The organism is Bacillus sp. I-2 (assembly GCF_001974945.1).
Classification (GTDB): domain Bacteria; phylum Bacillota; class Bacilli; order Bacillales; family Bacillaceae; genus Bacillus; species Bacillus safensis.
Window position 1 is genome coordinate 329,512 of record NZ_LZRW01000043.1, and the last position, 15,413, is coordinate 344,924.

General features: G+C 37.9%; 17 protein-coding genes. 9 read left to right on the forward strand and 8 right to left on the reverse strand.

Annotated features, from left to right (window positions below):
• The first annotated feature begins 97 nt into the window (after positions 1 to 97).
• The gene (locus tag BAE31_RS14615) at positions 98 to 499 is read left to right on the forward strand and encodes a MerR family transcriptional regulator (RefSeq protein WP_008346757.1); all 402 of its coding nucleotides are present in this window, start codon (positions 98 to 100) and stop codon (positions 497 to 499) included.
• Positions 500 to 542: 43 nt separating this feature from the next.
• Here the strand turns inward: BAE31_RS14615 and bglS are convergent, their stop codons facing one another.
• Complete coding sequence (bglS, locus tag BAE31_RS14620; RefSeq protein WP_046313988.1) at positions 543 to 1,271, reverse strand: beta-glucanase; 729 nt, start codon at positions 1,269 to 1,271, stop codon at positions 543 to 545.
• A gap of 247 nt (positions 1,272 to 1,518) precedes the next feature.
• On the opposite strand from bglS, the gene BAE31_RS14625 reads away from it, so the two are divergent.
• The 3 genes from BAE31_RS14625 (at position 1,519) to BAE31_RS14635 (ending at position 4,731) form a co-directional block, all read left to right on the forward strand.
• Entirely contained in the window at positions 1,519 to 2,115 is a 597-nt protein-coding gene (locus BAE31_RS14625) for a TetR/AcrR family transcriptional regulator (RefSeq protein WP_239500402.1), read from the forward strand.
• A 79-nt stretch (positions 2,116 to 2,194) separates the two neighbouring features.
• Positions 2,195 to 3,634: a DHA2 family efflux MFS transporter permease subunit gene (locus BAE31_RS14630; RefSeq protein ID WP_076840785.1), complete on the forward strand. Its 1,440-nt coding sequence runs from the start codon at positions 2,195 to 2,197 to the stop codon at positions 3,632 to 3,634.
• Between the two features lie 194 nt (positions 3,635 to 3,828).
• On the forward strand, positions 3,829 to 4,731 hold the full coding sequence (locus BAE31_RS14635; RefSeq protein ID WP_076840786.1) for an alpha/beta hydrolase: 903 nt from the start codon (positions 3,829 to 3,831) through the stop codon (positions 4,729 to 4,731).
• 92 nt (positions 4,732 to 4,823) lie between these two features.
• Here the strand turns inward: BAE31_RS14635 and BAE31_RS14640 are convergent, their stop codons facing one another.
• Entirely contained in the window at positions 4,824 to 5,123 is a 300-nt protein-coding gene (locus BAE31_RS14640) for a hypothetical protein (RefSeq protein WP_052462930.1), read from the reverse strand.
• A gap of 12 nt (positions 5,124 to 5,135) precedes the next feature.
• Positions 5,136 to 6,551 carry a lipase gene (locus BAE31_RS14645; protein WP_041106397.1) on the reverse strand — a complete coding sequence of 472 codons (1,416 nt, stop codon included), beginning with the start codon at positions 6,549 to 6,551 and terminating at the stop codon, positions 5,136 to 5,138.
• Positions 6,552 to 6,662: 111 nt separating this feature from the next.
• On the opposite strand from BAE31_RS14645, the gene BAE31_RS14650 reads away from it, so the two are divergent.
• Together BAE31_RS14650 and BAE31_RS14655 are read left to right on the forward strand one after the other, a co-directional pair.
• A complete protein-coding gene (locus BAE31_RS14650) occupies positions 6,663 to 6,932 on the forward strand; it encodes a DUF1433 domain-containing protein (protein ID WP_041106399.1) in 270 nt (89 codons plus the stop codon).
• A 235-nt stretch (positions 6,933 to 7,167) separates the two neighbouring features.
• On the forward strand, positions 7,168 to 7,929 hold the full coding sequence (locus tag BAE31_RS14655; RefSeq protein WP_076840787.1) for an SDR family NAD(P)-dependent oxidoreductase: 762 nt from the start codon (positions 7,168 to 7,170) through the stop codon (positions 7,927 to 7,929).
• 309 nt (positions 7,930 to 8,238) lie between these two features.
• Here the strand turns inward: BAE31_RS14655 and BAE31_RS14660 are convergent, their stop codons facing one another.
• The 3 genes from BAE31_RS14660 to BAE31_RS14670 are packed head-to-tail and all read right to left on the reverse strand — an operon-like array spanning position 8,239 to position 10,232.
• The gene (locus BAE31_RS14660; protein ID WP_051627378.1) at positions 8,239 to 8,595 is read right to left on the reverse strand and encodes a hypothetical protein; all 357 of its coding nucleotides are present in this window, start codon (positions 8,593 to 8,595) and stop codon (positions 8,239 to 8,241) included.
• The gene (locus tag BAE31_RS14665; RefSeq protein ID WP_051627377.1) at positions 8,580 to 9,437 is read right to left on the reverse strand and encodes an SAR2788 family putative toxin; all 858 of its coding nucleotides are present in this window, start codon (positions 9,435 to 9,437) and stop codon (positions 8,580 to 8,582) included. The genes BAE31_RS14660 and BAE31_RS14665 overlap by 16 nt, the downstream gene beginning before the upstream one ends.
• 9 nt (positions 9,438 to 9,446) lie before the next feature.
• The gene (locus BAE31_RS14670) at positions 9,447 to 10,232 is read right to left on the reverse strand and encodes a S8 family serine peptidase (protein ID WP_052462933.1); all 786 of its coding nucleotides are present in this window, start codon (positions 10,230 to 10,232) and stop codon (positions 9,447 to 9,449) included.
• Positions 10,233 to 10,496: 264 nt separating this feature from the next.
• Here BAE31_RS14670 and BAE31_RS14675 point away from each other — a divergent pair, with 264 nt between their 5' ends.
• Entirely contained in the window at positions 10,497 to 11,645 is a 1,149-nt protein-coding gene (locus BAE31_RS14675) for a type II asparaginase (protein ID WP_076840788.1), read from the forward strand.
• 35 nt (positions 11,646 to 11,680) lie between these two features.
• Here the strand turns inward: BAE31_RS14675 and BAE31_RS14680 are convergent, their stop codons facing one another.
• Positions 11,681 to 12,574 (reverse strand): alpha/beta fold hydrolase, encoded by an 894-nt coding sequence (locus BAE31_RS14680; RefSeq protein WP_076840789.1) that lies wholly within the window; start codon positions 12,572 to 12,574, stop codon positions 11,681 to 11,683.
• A 56-nt stretch (positions 12,575 to 12,630) separates the two neighbouring features.
• Positions 12,631 to 13,083: a MarR family winged helix-turn-helix transcriptional regulator gene (locus BAE31_RS14685; protein WP_041106407.1), complete on the reverse strand. Its 453-nt coding sequence runs from the start codon at positions 13,081 to 13,083 to the stop codon at positions 12,631 to 12,633.
• Between the two features lie 423 nt (positions 13,084 to 13,506).
• On the opposite strand from BAE31_RS14685, the gene BAE31_RS14695 reads away from it, so the two are divergent.
• Both BAE31_RS14695 and BAE31_RS14700 read left to right on the forward strand, forming a co-directional pair.
• Positions 13,507 to 14,112: a TetR/AcrR family transcriptional regulator gene (locus BAE31_RS14695; RefSeq protein WP_076840791.1), complete on the forward strand. Its 606-nt coding sequence runs from the start codon at positions 13,507 to 13,509 to the stop codon at positions 14,110 to 14,112.
• Positions 14,113 to 14,143: 31 nt separating this feature from the next.
• Positions 14,144 to 15,346 (forward strand): MFS transporter, encoded by a 1,203-nt coding sequence (locus tag BAE31_RS14700; RefSeq protein ID WP_076840792.1) that lies wholly within the window; start codon positions 14,144 to 14,146, stop codon positions 15,344 to 15,346.
• Positions 15,347 to 15,413 lie beyond the last annotated feature (67 nt).

Here is a 15,413-nt window from a genome sequence, read left to right on the forward strand (position 1 = left end):
ATATCAAGAATTGAGCCAAAAGCATCTTGCTTTCTTTTTCAAAATGGAGATGATGAGGAAAGGGAGATCGGAAGGTAAGAGAAAGAAGGAGGGCACAATGAAAATAGCACAAGCAGCAAAACAGCTCGATTTATCCACTGCGACACTTAGATATTACGAAAATATTGGTTTGATTAGGGAAATCAAACGTGACGATCATGGGATTCGTGATTATACGGAGGATGATCTTCAATGGATCGAATTTATCAAGTGTATGAGAAATGCAGGGCTCTCGATTGATGCGCTTAGAGAATATACAGCCTTATTTTTTGAGGATGATGATCATACGTTATCTTCGCGAAAAAACATTTTGGTCAATGAACGAGAAAGACTCGTCCAAAAACAAAAGGAAATCGAAGAGACCATTAAACGATTGGATTTCAAAATAGAAAGTTATGAAGATATTATCCACAATCATGAGAAAAAACTCGCTCATCAACTGAAAACTCATTCTAATTAAACGAAGAAAAACCTGTGAAAAATCACAGGTTTTTTTGATAGAGTTATCTTTTTGTGTAACGCACCCAGTTATAATGTGCGTGGAGTGGGGTAACACCGTTGTAGGAGCCGAGCCATTCATCGACACCTGCACCATTCCACAGGTTCATCATAATTTTCCCTGGTGTTTGAGGAATTTGAGTGGTGGCGGTATGTTTTAATTGTCCATCGACATACCATTTGATAGAGTTTGGCTGCCAGTCAAATGCATACGTGTGATAAGAGTTCGCTGCATCGAAACCAAGGTTGACGATCTTTTCATGATTTCCTACACCATTGGTATAGTAGTTAAACTGTACCTTTGTTGTATCTTTTCCTAGAAATTCAATGTCAATCTCATCCCAAGGCGTGCCATCAGTCGGTCCCGTATAAGTGAAGAAAGAAGAGACGATCCCCACATTTTTGGCTGGCTTCATGTTGACTTCGTACAGCCCGTAGCCGTAAGTTTGTGTGGAGCGGTTTTCTCCGCAGTCAAACTTGTTATAGGCGGGACTTGTGAGCGATAAACGCATTTCACCTGATGAGGTCATCGACACGTTATTTGCACGCCACGTACAGTTAAACATGTTTCCATTCGAGTATCCATCGGCTTTTTGCCACAACCCCGTATTATAGTTATTAAAAGGTTCATAAAACGATCCACCCGTTTGTGCCGAGGCACCAGCTGTAAATGTGGACAAACTCAATACTAATCCAGTGACAAGCAGCATCAACATTCGTTTCATACGGTACATATTCGCATTCTCCTCTCCTTTTATGGAAGCGCTTTCTTTATTGATCATACATGATTTTTTCAAAAGGGAAAATCGGTCTAAATAATGATAAACAGTGTGCATTATTTAATAGAATTGAAAGAAGGATCATAAGTAAAAAATAATGATTGACATTGCGGACAGTTGTCCGTAAGATAATATCGGGACAATTGTCCTAAGAAAAACCTAAAGTGTTTTGATTTAACACATAGAGATGAGTGTCATGTGGATGAAGGTAAAGAAGGTGAACATGGTGGAAAAGGATATTGGGGAGGAAATTGAAGAGATCGCTTTCTCCTTGTTTCAAGAATTTGGTGTAGAAAATGTCAGTATGCATAAAATTGCGAAAACAGCTGGTGTTGGGCAGGGTACTCTTTACCGCCGCTACGCCAATAAAAGTGATTTGTGCCTTTCTATCCTTGGGGAGAGATTTGAACAGCTGATTCCAGCTTTGCATCTTTACTTGAGCAAAATAAGTGATCAGCCGGTTCGTGAACGTTTGCGCTACGTTCTCGAAGAAATTCATCTGATCGTCGGTCACCATTTAGACTGGATTCGGATGCTCACAATCTCTGGGAATTTAGAGCAGACAAGTAAAGTGTATGAGAGTCATTACAGTCAATCGCTTAGACAAATCATTCGTGATTTGCTTGAAGAAGCGAGAGAAAAGGGAGAAGCAAACATACAGGATATAGAACTGACAACGTTATGTATGTCCTCTCCAATGACGCCTGAGCTCATGTTTTATATACATGAATCCGGCTATTCAATCGAAAAAATTGCTCAATTTGCTGCAGAAAAACAGATTTTATCCGTCTTTCAATAGACATGAAAGTGGCTCATTTCTGACCACCCTGACTTCCTAAGGTTCATCTAAATTGAAAAAGAAAAGGAGCCAACTTAATATGAACAAACAGAAAGCAGCAGCTTCTGACATTCGAACGCTGCCTATTATTATTTCTTTTATCACAGCTGGATTTATTGGCCTGTTCAGTGAAACGGCATTAAACATGGCGCTGAGAAGTTTAACGTTAGACTTTGGAATTGAAGCGACGACTGCTCAGTGGCTGACAACAGGATATTTATTAACACTTGGTATTCTCGTACCGATTTCAGGACTCATTCTTCAATGGTTTACGACAAGACAGCTTTTCATTACATCGCTCGTCTTTTCAATCATCGGAACATTTATTGCGGCGGTTGCGCCGGTCTTTAGTATTTTAATGGTAGCGCGTGTCGTGCAGGCAGTCGGCACAGCATTGCTTCTGCCATTGATGTTTAATACGATTTTGGTCATCATCCCGCCTCATAAACGAGGCAGATCGATGGGGATTATTGGTCTTGTGATCATGTTTGCACCAGCTGTCGGCCCGACCGTCTCTGGTCTTATTCTGAAATCGCTGACGTGGCATTGGATTTTCTGGATTTCACTTCCTTTATTAATGGCTGCACTCGTATTTGGTTTTATTTTTATGCAAAATATTACAGAACCAACAAGACCGAAAATCGACATCTTATCAATTGTGCTTTCAACCATTGGTTTCGGCGGAATTGTATATGGCTTTAGCAGTGCCGGAGAAGGCGGCGGCTGGAGCAGTATGCATGTCATCGTTGCAATTGTAGTTGGTGTCATAGGAATTCTTGTGTTCTCCTTAAGACAGTTGAACATGAAAGAACCAATGTTGAACTTAAGCCCGTTTAAATATCCAATGTTTGTCATTGGGTTACTTCTGATTTTAGTGTGTATGATGGTGATGCTGTCTGCTATGATGATTTTGCCATTGTATCTGCAAACGTCCTTGGCGCTTTCTACATTTACAGCAGGTTTAATGCTATTGCCAGGTGGAATTATCAACGGACTGCTATCCCCAATCATGGGTGGTCTATTTGATAAGTTTGGTCCAAAATGGCTTGTCATTCCAGGTCTTGTCATTGTCGCAGCGACGATGTTTGGCTTTACGAATCTAAGTGTGAATACGTCGATTGGATTCATTGTCACCCTTCATATTACCTTAATGATCGGAATCGCGATGATCATGATGCCTGCTCAAACAAATGGATTGAATCAGCTGCCGCCAGAGCTATATCCACATGGTACAGCGATTATGAATACATTGCAGCAGGTGGCAGGAGCCATTGGTACTGCAATCGGTATCTCGATCCTTTCATCAGGAGCCCGCAGCTTTATGGAAAATGTGTCTGATCCCGCAAATCCGGTGAATCAGCTGCTCGCCTTTACAAATGGCGTCCAGCATGCATTTATCTTTGCAGTGATCATGACCGTCATTGGTTTAATCATCGCTTTCTTCATTAAACGAGTGAAGGTAGAACAACAAGTATCATAAGAGAAATGAAAAGCACTGAGGGCATAGCGCCGCAGTGCTTTTTTATTTGCTCCATGCTTGTTTCAAAGAGAGTGAAAACGGGGAGATAGGTAAAAAGTGAATTATTGATAATTTACTGCTGGTTTAGTAGGAGGAAAAGAGGAAAAGGAAACGAATGAGTAACTAAGAAATGAATAAGATAGGAGTCTGAGATCATGAACTTAGAAGAACAAATCAAAATCGCTGCTTCATTACGCCAGCCATCTGAAGATTCATTAGCGAGTCAATCGGAACTAAAGCCAGTAAATCCTCCTGAAGTGAACAAAATGGAATATGATATTCCAACAAGTGCTGGCGAAACAAAGGTGTGGGTATTTAAGCCAGTGAACACATCAAAACAGCTGCTTCCTGTTTTTGTGAATTTACATGGCGGCGGATTTATCATGGGCAGTGCTGAAATGGACAATCCATGGTGTCCAGTCATTGCAGACCGGGCGCAATGTATCGTTGTCAATGTCGAGTATCAGCTTGCACCCGAGCACCCTTTCCCAGCCGCTCTTCATGAATGCTACGATGTACTGAAGTGGCTGTATGAACACCCTGATGAACTTCAAATCGATCGGAATGCATTAGCTATTGGTGGACATAGCGCAGGAGGAAATTTGGCAACGGCTGCTTGTCTATTGAATATTCAAAGAGGAAATACACTCCCAATTGCCTATCAAGTGCTTGATTATCCGCCGCTTGATCTAGCCACTGATCCAGCAGAAAAGCCAGAGTTTAAAGAAGCGATCCCAGTTGAATTAGCGAGACTCTTTAATTCCTTCTATCTGCAAGGCCAAGATCCGCACAATCCGCTCGTTTCTCCGGTTTTTGCAGATCGTTCATCCTTAGCACAAATGCCTCCAGCTCTCGTCATCACAGCAGAGAAGGATTCGCTGGCTGAAGAAGCCGAGCAATATGCTGCTAAGTTAAAAGAAGCTGGGGTAGACGTCACGTACAGACAATTTAAAGGCGTTCCACACGGGTTCACGCACGCCGGAGATTTAGCCATAGCTGAAGAGGCTTGGCATCTGATGGGGGATCAATTAAAGAAAGCGTTTGAACAGAGACCTTGAGGGCTTCTTTTCATAGATAGGTAAAGCACAGGTGCAACCTGTGCTTTTAGTTCTCTTTATTGTTACAATTGTAATCGATTTAATTATTTCCTTTATTTGGTTCTTATGCTATTAATAAAAACTGTTCTATCATGCTTAACCTGTAATGTTTTTTGTGCATTTTGATTTAGTCTATCCACTAATGCATCAAGCGATTTCCCTTCAAATGTTGAAAACAGTGTTAAATATGTCTGAGCAATAGTTTTTGTTGATTCTGTTAGTTTTGTTGCTTTTGTAATATCTGATTTTAATGAGCTTACATCAGTTTTTGCTTGTGCTTTTAACTGACTTTTTAACTCATTTTGTTGTTGCACTTTTTTTATCATTTCTAGTTCAGCGTTCATATCAGGCACTAATTTGACCTCCTATAACCTTAGCCACCTTGCTAATTCTTTATCTTTTTCTGTTAGATTTTCTGCCATTTTTACAATGAATTGGGTTATCTCTTCTAGATCCTGAATCATATAATGCAATGAAGCTTCAAATTTATACTGCTCATCTTTATCATAAAAAAGTGGCGTTCCTTTATCAATATACGGAGCTATTTCTAATAGGGCTTGATCGACGTCATTTGGCCCAAGTTGTTCAAATTGATCTAATTTACTTTTGAATTGATTTGAAAGATTGTATATTGTTAAACTGTGTTCTCTTGGAAATGCTTCTACTTCTTTTTTTACGTTTTTTAACTCCTCTAATGCTAAAGTAAGTTGATCAGCCAATCTTTTTGCAACAGCCTTATCTACTTTTATTGTTTGACCATCCATATTAGCATAAGAGGTCATGGTTTCTAAGTCGCGATTATACACATCTTTACTTCCGTCGACATTGATGATATTGCCTTTTGAATCAAATTTGAAATTAGACTCGCTTATAGCATGTGTATCATCAATTCCAAGGGCTTGCATGATAAAGTCTGCCGCAATTGGAATAAGCGTACCAGACAGCGCAGAAGTTTTTAAACGTTTATGTCTCTTTAGTCTTGCATCAGATGGATCTTTTGTATAAATGGTCGTTCCGTTGTGTCGATCATATTCAAGTCCCCATCCGGCGCCAACCATGTCATCTGGGTTAATAATGGATTTATTCATGGCTTTAAAATCACCATTTTTTATTTTTTGTTGAGTTTCTTTATCATGAAGCTTTACAATGGATGGATTATTGAACCCAACTGAATAGATGCCGTTAATCACTCCTGCATAATCAGCCTCTGCTCCACCTAGTGAATGACCAGTTGCTGAAATAATTGTATTGGGACCAGCGTACTTTCTTTTTACTTCTCTAACTAGCTGATCAGATTGATCGAATTGAGACGTTTTTGAGATGAGTTTGTAGTCACCACTATTAAGCATAGCTTCTTGCCCTGGAGAACCAGTATATTTCGAAATGGTCTTAGTATAATTTTTAGTCTCTTTTTTAACGATATAAGGTGTTTTAGTTTTAGTTTGAAGCCCTGCTACTACGTTTCCTCCATCAGCTTTTATAACATCTTGAACAAGTTGATTTTTTGGATCAGTGCCAGCGAAAGCTATGACAACATTTTTAGGTGTATTTGTTTTAATCCATTTACCATTTTTATTTTTTGCTTGAACTAAGACTACAGCATCAAGTCCTGTATCTTGATCTTTTTCAATTTTATCTATAAACCAATAAGAATGTTCATTAATCTTTAGAGGTTTTTTTATTTCATTATGTAATGAAATTGTTTTATCATTATAAGCTAGACCACTTAATCTAAAGTACTCTTCATCTGATAGATTTGGGCGCCTTTGAGTCTCCTTCAAAATATATACAAATCCTTTCATTTTATGTAGAATTATATTAAAGGGTGATATTCAGTGAAAAAAACCATATTTATACTGTTGGTGTTTATTATAGCAGTTGGAGGATTTATTATGAAGTTAGAATCCGATAAGAATGAGCGTTTAAAAGATAAAGAACAAACTCTAGTAATTGAAGCAAAGAAACATATGGAACAGTATATAAAAGAGGGTTATCAATCTATTAAACAAATTGATTTCTCAAGTGAATATAATATTGATCCAACTGGCGGAGTAGAAGTAACAGGGTATTTAAATAATGATAGAAATAAAAAATTTTCTGGAATATATGATTCAACAAATAAAAAAATTGGAGTAGCTGTTGTCGATGCTGAAGAAAAATAAAATATTTTCATATTTCTAAGGAGAATCGGTTCAGACTAAATTTTGTGTTTCTTGTTTTTGTCAGCCAGAGCTTCGTTTTAAGTGAATTTTTCAGAATTGATTACAATTAATGGATAACATTATTCGGGTGGTTGTGAGAATGAATTATACAAATATTAAGTTTAAGCATGTTGAGTTGTTGACATAATGATTTAGTTCTAAATAATCGAATAAGTAGAAAAGAGGGGGATACAACATGGGTTATACAGTCATTACAGGAGCAAGCTCAGGTATTGGATATGAGGCGGCTCTCGCCTTTGCAGCACGAGGGAAAAATCTTATATTAGCTGCACGCCGGCTCGATAAACTCCAAGAATTGAAGGAGAAGATTCATGATCAATATCCCGATATCAAAGTAGTCATACAGTCAGTCGATTTAACAAACATAGAGCAAGTGTATTCATTTTATGAATCATTGTCAGATTATGAGCTGGATACGTTCATTAATAATGCAGGGTTTGGTCACTTTGGCTCTATAGGAGAACAAGATTTAAGTAAAATAGGGGATATGCTTCATCTGAATATCGAAGCATTAACGATTCTATCCACCTTATTTGTTCGTGATTATGAGCAAGTAGAGGGAGCGCAGCTCATTAACATTTCTTCACGAGCCGGCTATACAGTCGTCGGCAATGCCGTCACCTATTCAGCAACGAAGTTTTACGTGAGCGCCTTTACAGAAGGGCTGGCCCTAGAGTTGAAAGGAAAAGGAGCCAAATTACAGGCAAAAGTATTAGCGCCATCCGCGACAGAATCAGAATTTGCAAAGCGTTCATTGGATGTAGACGAATTTGAATATGAAGGCAATTTCAAGAAATATCATACATCAAAAGAAATGGCAGCTTGTATGCTTGAGCTTTATGACAGTGAAAAAACAGTCGGTATTGTGGACGGAAAGACATTCGAATTTGAATTGAAAAATATGATCTTTTCACACGCTGGTACAAGTATGAAATAACAATTCTCATCACTGAGGTAGATTTCCTTAGTGATTTTTTTATGGCATGATTGACTGTGTGTACAAGCATAGGAGGGGGGATCTGGTGACGTATGTAACAAATGGAGAGGTATGTCGGCTACCCTTACCAGATTAACAGTGATCACTGCATTGAAAGATGTCTGCTGGGTCAAGCGTATTTGGATCACTGAAAACGCATAATAAATGAGATAAAAACAACCTACACTTTAAATGCTTTTTTGCTGTAGTAAAGACATATATTAAAATATGAAAACCACTCAGAATAAAACCTGAGTGGTCTTTGTCCATTTAAATGTCATTAAAATCTAATCCAAGATTCTTTTTCATTTGAATCTCTAAGTAATCTCTTTTTAAAAATTTACCGTTTCGAAATTCTGGAGAAAAGATTTGAGGATTGAACAATTCTAGTCCGTTTTCAATCCAATGTTTTCTCCAAATGATATGGGATTTTTCAACAATTTCTTGGTCTGTTAACCCCTCATGATCAAATTCATCACAATCAAAATCATCTACTCCGAACTCAAAACCGCAACATGGACAAATCTCGTTACTACCTGCAAAATCGGAATAGTAAGGTCTTTCTTCTAATTCATTATAGCCACAAATTAAACAAACGTTTTTATTCATTTCTACTGGTCCTTCCAATAATTAATTCCTCTTTTAGGCTTGAAAAAAGTGATAATGACATCTTTATCTTTTTGTTTCTCTACAGATAAAAATTCATTTGTTTTTTTATTATATTTATAATAACGGTGTTTACCATTAAATTTTTTCTTGCTTTTCTTTTCTAAAATATTGTTGCTCTTACTTGCTCCTAATAGTTTGCGTGCTTTATTTAAATACTCAGATTTGGTAATGTTACCAAATTCTTTTTTGTGTTTCTTATAATGATAGTCTAGCCGTGACATACTCACTTTTTTGACTGCGTTTGAAGTAGTGGTTTTCTTACCATGTTTTTTAACAGCATTTTTAACAGCAGTTTTACCAAACTTCTTTATTGCTTGGTTAATTCCAACACGAGCAATATAGATTGCTACGACTACTAAAGGATACCATGATGCTTGAATTTGTGAGTCACTTACTGTGTACTCTTCGCCAGTTTCAATATCCACTAATAAGAGATGAGGGTCGCTTTTTTCAGCAACATCAATATCTGCTATTTCAAAATTATATTTTACAGTCTCTTTTGTGTCTTCATCAACAATTTCAGCCTCAACCATTGGTAATTGTTCTGATTCTTGAGATAAAATCACTTTACTGTTGATCAATAAATTTTCGTTTTCAACACTTACTTCAAGTTCCTGTTCATTATTCGTGTTTTTAATGACCTCTGTACTATGCAATTCTCCCGTGTTTTGTAGAGTGTTAATAGCATTTGAATTAATTTCGTCATGTTCATTTGAATTCATAGTCGCATTAGAAATGCTAGGTCCAATAATTGAAAATATCATTACTAAACATATTACTTTAATAATATTCTTAAACATCATAAACTCCTAATTCTTATTTAATAATAGGCCATAACCATAGGTTGAATCTCGTTCGTCAAAATTCAGCGTTTGAGTTTTCTGTTTTAATCTGTGAAGAATATCTTTAAAAGGTAGCGAAAAGTCATCTGGTATTAGCTTGGAAATATACCCTGTAGCATTTGCTGTAGCAAAAGAAGTACCGCTTAAAACTTTAACTTCAGCCAATTTTTTTATTTTCACTGTTTCTACATCTACACCAAGAGAAACAAAGTCGATTTTTCCTTTAGCTGCAAATTTATATATCTTATTTTTAGAATCAACAGCAGAAATAGAAATCACGTTATTATAACGAGCAGGATAATCACTTTTTAAACCAAATTTATTACCTGCAGCAGCTATAATTAAAATATTATGACTAACGACTTCGTCAATTTTTTTTTTAAGTTTTACATTATTCTCAGAAAGACCAAAACTCATATTGATGAGATTCACTTTGTTGTCAATACACCAATCTAATGCTTTGATTAAAGTTTCTACACTTGTGTTTCCATTCTCGTCTAAAATATTTCCATCATAAAAATCTATGTTCTCATTGTTTTTATTAATAATTTCAGCAATAGCAGAACCATGTCCGAAAGAATCCATCTCTGTTTTTTTATTATCAAAGCGCTTTATAACAGAAACATCAACATGATTTACGTCAATACCGCTATCTATGACTGCTATTTTAATGTTGTGATCATTTTTAGGTATGTAAATGAAAACAATAGTGAATATGATGAACAAGAAAAGAAAAATAAACTTTATTTTCATATTACCTCCTTTATAGTATATTCTACTCACGTAATTAACTTTTTCCATATATAAATAATTTTGTTAAGGTAAATTTAAGGTTAATTAGGTTATTTTTATAATTTTGTTTATATTTTAAAGTAATTCATTAAAAACATAAGGTCATTCCCAGTATTTGGTACTATACCTTTAGCCTCATGCCGATGAATGAATGTATGGTATAAAGTAAATCCTATAGATAGAGTTTAGCCATGAATCCATCAAATGAGGAAAAGAGATGATCCAATGAACATGACAAAATGGTTAGGTGCTGTCCTTCTTTCTGTTTTATTACTGGTGACAGCAGCCTGTGCGAACACGGGCACTCAAGAGAATAGTCAAAATGAAAAAGAGAACGTATCGAGTGCAACAAAAGAGAAAAACAAGGCGGTTGAAACAGGGAATAAGTCCTTATCTAATATTAAGGTATTAGCCACGGGCGGGACGATTGCTGGCAGTTCAGACAGTGATACAGATACGACGGGCTATAAATCTGGTTCACTCGGCATTGATAAAGTCATTGATTCAGTTCCACAGCTGAAAGATATTGCAAATGTCACGGGTGAGCAGGTTGCGAATGTCGGCAGTGAAAATGTTGATAACGCTCTTCTTTTAAAATTAGCCAAGCGAGTGAATGAACTATTAAAAGATGATCAAGTGGATGGCATTGTCATCACGCATGGAACAGATACACTTGAAGAAACAGCTTACTTTTTACATCTGGTTGTCAAAAGTGATAAGTCTGTGGTGGTCGTTGGCTCAATGAGACCAGCATCGGCAATCAGTGCGGATGGTCCGCTCAACTTGTATCATGCGGTGAAAATTGCATCAGCCAAAGAAGCAAAGGGCAAAGGGGTCATGGTCACATTAAATGACCGAATTGCATCGGCTCGATTTGTTACGAAAACAAACACGACCACAACCGATGCCTTCAAGTCACTTGAGCAAGGATACATCGGAGAAGTTACTGGTGAAGTGGTGTCCTTTTATAACGAACCGACAAGAAAACATACGACTGAAAGTGAATTTGATGTATCAAAGATAAAAGAATTGCCGCAAGTTGATATTTTATACGGCTATCAAAATGATCAAAAATATATGTATGATGCCGCAGTCAAAGCAGGTGCAAAAGGGATTGTCGTGGCTGCAGCAGGAAATGGAACGATGTCAACAGAAGCCATCAAAGGGGCAACAGATGCAGTGAAAAAAGATGTGGTTGTTGTGAGATCAAGCCGTACGGGGAATGGAATTGTCACCCGCGAAAAAACGGATGATGAACATCACTTTGTGTCCTCTGATTCATTAAACCCGCAAAAAGCACGTATTCTGCTCATGCTGGCACTGACGAAGACAAAAGATCCAGGTAAAGTGCAAAGGTATTATGAACAGTATTAATGAAGAAAAAGACCCAAGTCATATTGGGTCTTTTTTTATGCATGTTCCTGATGTTCAGCACGTTCCTTTAAAGAGAGTAAAATATCTCGCCAAATATCGTCTACATCAGTAAGAAAGTGCCCTGCTTGATCTATATAATGGGTTTTGACGTTTGGAATCGCCTGAGCTATTTTTTCTATTTCTACAAATGGAGCCATTGTATCTTCTTTTCCGTGCCAGACATCAACAGGGATTTGAATATCTTTCATATCGAATGCCCATGGTTTCGAGAGTAAAATGGGTTCACGAATACATTCATCCACCGATTGACGAGTCGCTTCGTATAAATGTGTCATCATCATCTCTAACTGCTCATCGGTTTGAAGGAATTGCCGATCCCACGGATGTAAATGCTTGTTCCCGTTTTTGGCCAGCTTCTTAAATTTCTCTGGTTTGTTCTCAATCATTTTTTTCTGGGAACGATAGCTTGCTTTCAATAGCCAAGGAAACTTCTTACTAAGGAAAAAAGCCAATTTGTTTTCTTTCAGCATAGTTTTAGGAGGTTTCCCGTTCTGAAAAGGGGTTGTACTTGAGATCAGAGCGGCTGAAAGGACGCGATCCGGCAATTGATAGGCACAACCAGCTGCGAATGCGCCGCCTCCAGATACACCCATCACTGAAAAATGTTGAATGCCAAGATCATCTGCCACTTCCAGCACGTCTTTTGCCCAGTCTAAAATTGTACGGTCAGGTAGAGGGGTGGATAAACCGAATCCAGGTCGATCCAAACAGATGAGACGAATGCCGAGCTTTTGAGAGATTGGATCATCATCTAAAAACATCACTCTTGATCCAGGTGTTCCATGAAAAAAGAAAATTGGAAACCCCTCAAGATCACCGTATTGAGTCAAACCAATGTACCGGCCATCTTGTAAATGAATGCTTTGCATATTTTCATCTCCTTAATAGTTTAGCTAACTTAAATGTTAGTGAGAGAAACACCGTATTAAGGCGCTTCTTTTGCAATCTGATAGATCTTTTCGTATAGAGATAGTAATGTTTTTAAATCTTCTTTTGGAAGCTTTGCATAATATTTTTGAATAAGGTGCAATTGAATGTCTTCCGTATTCTTGTGATAGTCATGGCCCTTTTGAGCACAATCAACAATGATTTCTCTTCGGTTATGTGGATTAATTTCTCGTTTGACATAGCCGAGCTGCTCAAGCTTTGATACAAGCTGGCTAGCTGCGCTGGCAGAAATCGAAAAGTAATCAGCTAATTCATTGATTGTTCTCGTTTTCGTGCGCAATAGCTCAAGCGTCAGCTCTTGTTTGGCTGATAAATCTGCATACTCATGTTTTAAAAATCGCTGATACTCTTCTACATAAATTGAGCCTAGAGCATTCGAGTATTCAATGATCTTTTTACCGTAATGAATGATTTCCTCATCCAATGACATCACCTCTATTCTATTATAGGCATTCTTTATATTTAAGTGAAGTTAAATATAAAGGGAAATTAAATGAATGACTGACGAGATACTTGAAAGGGAGATCACCGGTATATCCACTTTTTCATCAAAAAGGGACATAGTATACTTCCCATGACCCCTGCACATTCATAAAATGTGGTTGGTTTGAATTTGAACACGTAGTACGCCAAAGTAGCCGTGAAAAGGTCGCAGAAGAAAAATACGTATAAGTCCTTTTTGGTGATAGCGCAAATGACTATTTTGTTTGTTTTCACATGAATCACTCCTTATGAAGTCGATGACTTTTTCATTGTATTATGAGGAAAATCCATTTATAATTAAAAATAAACCAACTGGTCGGTTTTATTTAGTCTGCATGAAGAAATGCAGGGTAGAAAGGGATTGTGACACATGACAAGTACACAAAGCGGGGCTGGAAAGAGTGAGAAGACGAAGCAAAAAATCGTCACCGCTTCTCGTGATTTATTTGCAAAAAAAGGTTATTCAGAAACATCCGTGCGTGATATTTTAGAGGCTGCTGAGGTGAGTAAAGGCAATCTCTATCATCATTTCAAAGGAAAAGAGTTTTTGTTTCTTCATATTATGGAAGAGGATCATCGTTTGATGATGGAAACGTGGCATGAGGAGAAGAAAACACTGGACCGAGCTATCGACAAGCTTGCCGGGTTTGCAGAACTGCTCAGCCAAATGGGCATTAACTACCCATTAATGAGAGCGAGTGAGGAATTTTGCGCCAGTGCCTTTACATCAGACGAAGTCATGGAACGGCTGAACAAGATTGATGTCGATTTTGATGATGTGATGAGAGATATCTTACTTGAAGGAAACAAAGATGGCAGCTGGTCGATTCAGCATGTGGAGTCAAAAGTGAAAATATTACTTTCCGTTTTTTATGGATTAGACGTGTTATATAAAAATGACACCATCGAGCAGAAGAAAGAGTTACAAAAAGAGGCGATCTCATTGTTTATTCAAGGAATCAACCATCATGAGTAACAAGTGAGTCAGTAAAGGGGAAACAAACATCATGCAAAAACCGATTCGAGAGCAAAAAGCAGTACTCGTGATTTTATTAAGTAATATATTTATTGCGTTTTTAGGCATTGGTCTCATTATTCCTGTCATGCCGTTATTCATGAATGTGATGCATCTAACAGGGAGTACGATGGGGTACCTTGTGGCGGCGTTTGCCGTTGCTCAGCTCATCGCATCACCTATTGCAGGGAGATGGGTAGACCGCTACGGAAGAAAGATTATGATTGTGACCGGGCTGTTTCTATTCGCGTTATCAGAACTCGTTTTTGGTCTTGGTACACACGTGTATGTTCTGTATTTTGCAAGGCTTCTAGGCGGTATTAGTGCGGCATTTATTATGCCGGCTGTCACTGCGTATGTCGCAGATATTACGACCGTTCAAGAAAGATCAAAGGCGATGGGCTATGTTTCTGCCGCCATTAGTACCGGTTTTATCATTGGCCCGGGAATTGGCGGGTTTATTGCAGAATACGGCGTACGCCTGCCATTCTTCTTTGCGGCAGGGATTGCGTTTATTGCCGTCATTTCGTCTATGTTTATGCTGAAGGAGCCTTTAACAAAAGAAGAGCGAGAGAAGCAAATGAATGAAGTGAAAGAATCGACTTTCTTTAAAGATTTGAAAAAATCAATTCATCCAAGCTACCTTATCGCCTTTATCATTGTGTTTGTCCTCGCATTTGGACTATCTGCATATGAAACAGTCTTTAGCTTGTTCACAAATCATAAATTTGGATTTGGTCCAAAAGATATTGCCGTGATCATTACCGTTAGCTCGATTGTGGCAGTCATCATCCAAGTACTTGTGTTTGGTAAATTAGTAAATGCCCTTGGGGAAAAAAGAGTCATTCAGCTATGTCTGATTATCGGGGCTGTCCTTGCTTTCGTTTCAACTGTTGTTTCAGGCTTTTTGGTTGTTCTGATTGTCACATGTGTCATTTTCCTTGCGTTTGATTTACTACGTCCAGCATTAACGACCTTTTTATCCAAAATCGCTGGCAACCAGCAAGGGTTTGTCGCAGGAATGAACTCCACCTACACAAGCCTAGGTACGATTTTCGGACCGGCACTTGGCGGCATTTTATTCGATCAAAATATTCATTTCCCATTCTTATTCGCAGGTGTTGTCTTATTTCTTGGATTAGGCTTGACTCTGATTTGGAAGGGAAAAGTGTCAGAAGAGGCAGCGGCAGAATAATGTCATGCAGAAGTAAGAGACCTTTTAACAAAGGTCTCTCAGCGTGTAGACAAACCCTCGCATTCGG

Coding starts and splice junctions, on each gene's coding strand:
- BAE31_RS14615 (WP_008346757.1), top strand. CDS start 98: ATGAAAATAGCACAAGCAGCAAAACAGCTCGATTTATCCACTGCGACA.
- bglS (WP_046313988.1), bottom strand. CDS start 1,271: ATGTACCGTATGAAACGAATGTTGATGCTGCTTGTCACTGGATTAGTA.
- BAE31_RS14625 (WP_239500402.1), top strand. CDS start 1,519: ATGAAGGTAAAGAAGGTGAACATGGTGGAAAAGGATATTGGGGAGGAA.
- BAE31_RS14630 (WP_076840785.1), top strand. CDS start 2,195: ATGAACAAACAGAAAGCAGCAGCTTCTGACATTCGAACGCTGCCTATT.
- BAE31_RS14635 (WP_076840786.1), top strand. CDS start 3,829: ATGAACTTAGAAGAACAAATCAAAATCGCTGCTTCATTACGCCAGCCA.
- BAE31_RS14650 (WP_041106399.1), top strand. CDS start 6,663: ATGAAGTTAGAATCCGATAAGAATGAGCGTTTAAAAGATAAAGAACAA.
- BAE31_RS14655 (WP_076840787.1), top strand. CDS start 7,168: ATGGGTTATACAGTCATTACAGGAGCAAGCTCAGGTATTGGATATGAG.
- BAE31_RS14665 (WP_051627377.1), bottom strand. CDS start 9,437: ATGTTTAAGAATATTATTAAAGTAATATGTTTAGTAATGATATTTTCA.
- BAE31_RS14670 (WP_052462933.1), bottom strand. CDS start 10,232: ATGAAAATAAAGTTTATTTTTCTTTTCTTGTTCATCATATTCACTATT.
- BAE31_RS14675 (WP_076840788.1), top strand. CDS start 10,497: ATGAACATGACAAAATGGTTAGGTGCTGTCCTTCTTTCTGTTTTATTA.
- BAE31_RS14680 (WP_076840789.1), bottom strand. CDS start 12,574: ATGCAAAGCATTCATTTACAAGATGGCCGGTACATTGGTTTGACTCAA.
- BAE31_RS14685 (WP_041106407.1), bottom strand. CDS start 13,083: ATGTCATTGGATGAGGAAATCATTCATTACGGTAAAAAGATCATTGAA.
- BAE31_RS14695 (WP_076840791.1), top strand. CDS start 13,507: ATGACAAGTACACAAAGCGGGGCTGGAAAGAGTGAGAAGACGAAGCAA.
- BAE31_RS14700 (WP_076840792.1), top strand. CDS start 14,144: ATGCAAAAACCGATTCGAGAGCAAAAAGCAGTACTCGTGATTTTATTA.